The sequence below is a fragment of the Vulcanisaeta sp. EB80 genome (assembly GCF_002078205.2).
The window spans coordinates 1-3,058 of sequence record NZ_LCWN02000118.1 but is presented as its reverse complement, the minus strand read 5'-3'; the positions used below and the strand labels follow the sequence as shown (position 1 = coordinate 3,058).

The window sequence follows — 3,058 nt, the reverse complement described above, 5'->3', positions numbered from 1 at the left end:
AGGACTCTGGTGTTAGCTTCCAAGCCATGTTTGTTACTGATGCGTAGTCCCTATCCACGAGGTGTCCAAGTGGGCATTGCAATATGTGCCAATCATTGGTACTCTCAAGCTTAACAAAATGTATTGGACACACTCTGCTGTTTCTGTATGATGAGACACGGAATATTTTGGAGCCGCGCTCCAAAACCTTACCCTCAACAGCCTCCTCCAAAGCCTTGAATGGTGTCTGCTTGATCCTATGCCTGAGCTCACCCTTGCCCACGCCATTAATCATCTCGTCCTGCGGCTTCTCACCAAGATCCTCAGTTACGATTATCGCCGGAGTCTTTGTCAACTCACTAGCCACATGCCTAACCCTACCAATCTTCCTATCCCCTTCTCTCAACCTCTTCACACGCTTCCTAAACTCCCTCGTGTTCGTTATGTTCGCGTACTTACCGTTCGGTAATGTGAAGTGTGGTTTTAGCCTCTCGATGATTGCATTCCTAATCGCCTCATACCTCCTGGCTAGTCTACCAAAATCAGTCCTTATCGAGTATAACTGTGGCGTTGCGTACTGCCTATTCCAACTTGCAATCTTATCGATTGTCGCAACTATATCAATCCTACCCACTGCTACCGTGTTCTCGTTTATGTCGAAGGAAATAACTGACTGCGGCTCCTCCTCCCTGGGCTTCAGCTCAAAGACAAAAATTGCGTACCACTTGTTCAACTTGCGCTTAATCATTAGCGTTGACGCTAATTCCGCCTCCCCACTCAAAACCCTCCACCAGTAGAGCCAGAAGCGCTTGTGCAACCTCAACCAAACCTCCCTCCTCTCGCCAAGTAGTGATAGACTAAGCCTGATTGGTGCTATGGAGCGGATGAATTGCTCATAACTCCATGCCTTCTCCGTAAACCTCAATGAGACGCTCCTAACCTCCGGATAGGGCTTGCTCACAAAGCCCTTCCTTCTTCGTGTAATAAATGACTTCGCGATTTGCGATGCTTGCCTAATGGCTTGGATGGTCAATTGCGAGTTAAGGCTTGGGTACTCCAGCCTATACTTGCGGTAAAACAACCTCTGGAGTTTATTCGCACTCGTGACATTGTTCTCAACAGCGTACTCGACGACCTCACGAACAATACCAAGATACGCAGACTCTACAGAATAAAGTAGCTTAGAAACATCCTTGGGGACTTCCAGCTCAACAGCCACAGCCCTACGCAACATCCACAAGAAAACAAACAACCAAACTTAAAAGCCACTCACGACAAGAAGGGGCGAGGCTTGGCCATTTCTGTCACTCGGTGCTAAACATGGATAGGGACCTTCTAAGTAGTTTGATCTTACTACACATCCCTATATTGAGCTGTCCAGGCCCTGTCTTTCCCTTTACTGAGCAATACGTGAGTGACGAACCCATGATAATGGAGGTTGCCCTGTATATCGGGTTTCTTGGTATAACAGCCATATGAATACCAACCTTACCCATTAGGTTCAGTAGATCCATAATCTCGTCATCGTTTACTGTAAATATCTTATAAACAAGCGCCCCATGCCTCTTAGCCAACTCTATGTCGTTTAATGCCAATTTGTAGGAGTTAACGCCCTTATTAAACACGTGCCTGGAGACTATGGATCCTTCTGCCAAGCTGCCGTAGGTGTTCGGGTCCTTAGCCAATAAGGAAGCCTCTATGTCTATCAGGGCGCCTACGTCTTTACTTAATTCGAGAATCTTATACTTAATGTCCGGATCAACTGGGCGGTTACCACCCTCATCACGTTCCCTAATGGTTATTATGGTTGGGTAGTGTGATACATAGTCTTCAATGAATCTCCTAAGTGTAGGGCTTAATTCCATGTTGTCTAGATAATCAAGCCTTAGCTCCACAGCCTCGCAGGATGCTGGCAGGTACTGAAATGTTAATCGCCTAATCGGTATTGCGCATACGAGCACGGGCTTATTCAAGAGTAGTTTGCTCCATGCGCTCATTACTAGTTACTAATAATTAGAACTTAAAAGTATTAGTTTCAAGTACCTATATTAAATAGAGCATGGCCATGGATAATGTGGAGTACATAACATATGGTGGTGTGAGTATTGTTAACGCCATACCCGCGTGGTTAGGTGGAGCTGCTGCTGTAAATTTACCAGTGAGGGTTAGGGTTGCCAAGGGGTTTTGTGAACATGATGAGTTCCTCACATTCATAATCAATTATTTAAGGGATAAAATTGGCATTGATACCGACATTTGCATTCAAGTGGACAGCCAGGTGCCAAGAGCTAGTGGGTTGAAGAGTAATAGCGCCGTTGCTGTTGGTGTTGTCCATGCAATTATGAGGCTCTTGGGTAAGGACATAAACCCGGTCGACAGTGCCAGGTTGGCTGCTGCGATCACCAAGGCCCATGGCTCATCAATAACAGGGGCCTTTGATGATGCTTCAGCAGCGATATTAGGTGGGGTTGTTTTGACGGATAATAGAACAATGAACATAATCAAGCATTTGCAAGTTGGTGATTTCACCGTAGTAATAACGGGCTACAGGGAGAGTAAGAGGTTGTCAAGCATTGATAGATTAAGGGCTTTATCGGGCATTTACACATCGTTATTCAGCATAGCCCAAAGTGGCGATATATGGAGGGCAGCTACAGTAAATGGTATATTGGTTGCGGAATCCCTTGGTTATCATAAGGCCCTCGAGACCATAGGTGCCGCCCTTAGGCTTGGTGCGTTGGCCTCGGGCGTCAGCGGTAATGGACCATCCGTGTATGCCGTGTTTAAACCTGGTGAGGAGGGGCCATTTATAGATTATATAATTAATTCCTGGGGCTATTACTTAATAACAGTTTTCGTTGAACCGATTTATTCGATCTAGGTGCTCCTCCATGATTTTGAATGGCAAGCCTCGCCCTTTAGGGTGGGTCAGGTTTTTAAGGTGTTGTTCTCGTTGTTTGTTTGTGCCCTCCCTCGGTGAATTCTTTCAAGATGGGGAGCGGGGGCCGACTACTCCCGCAATACCGGGGGAGGGCGTTTATCCTGTTGAGTTCACGAATGTGAGGACTAATGTTGTTAG

General features: G+C 46.3%; 3 protein-coding genes. 1 reads left to right on the top strand and 2 read right to left on the bottom strand.

Going from position 1 to position 3,058, the window contains the following annotated elements:
• Positions 1-1,213: zinc ribbon domain-containing protein (locus B7L70_RS12195; RefSeq protein WP_081228417.1), on the bottom strand; the 1,213-nt coding region annotated here is incomplete at its 3' end.
• Between the two features lie 70 nt (positions 1,214-1,283).
• Positions 1,284-1,976 (bottom strand): type I 3-dehydroquinate dehydratase, encoded by a 693-nt coding sequence (locus tag B7L70_RS12190; RefSeq protein WP_081228416.1) that lies wholly within the window; start codon positions 1,974-1,976, stop codon positions 1,284-1,286.
• 68 nt (positions 1,977-2,044) lie between these two features.
• On the opposite strand from B7L70_RS12190, the gene B7L70_RS12185 reads away from it, so the two are divergent.
• Positions 2,045-2,860: a shikimate kinase gene (locus B7L70_RS12185; protein ID WP_238376255.1), complete on the top strand. Its 816-nt coding sequence runs from the start codon at positions 2,045-2,047 to the stop codon at positions 2,858-2,860.
• The last annotated feature ends 198 nt before the right edge of the window (positions 2,861-3,058 follow it).

What these genes read in the sequence shown, in the direction of transcription:
- B7L70_RS12185 (WP_238376255.1), top strand. Translation starts at nt 2,045, where the DNA reads ATGGATAATGTGGAGTACATAACATATGGTGGTGTGAGTATTGTTAAC.
- B7L70_RS12190 (WP_081228416.1), bottom strand. Translation starts at nt 1,976, where the DNA reads ATGAGCGCATGGAGCAAACTACTCTTGAATAAGCCCGTGCTCGTATGC.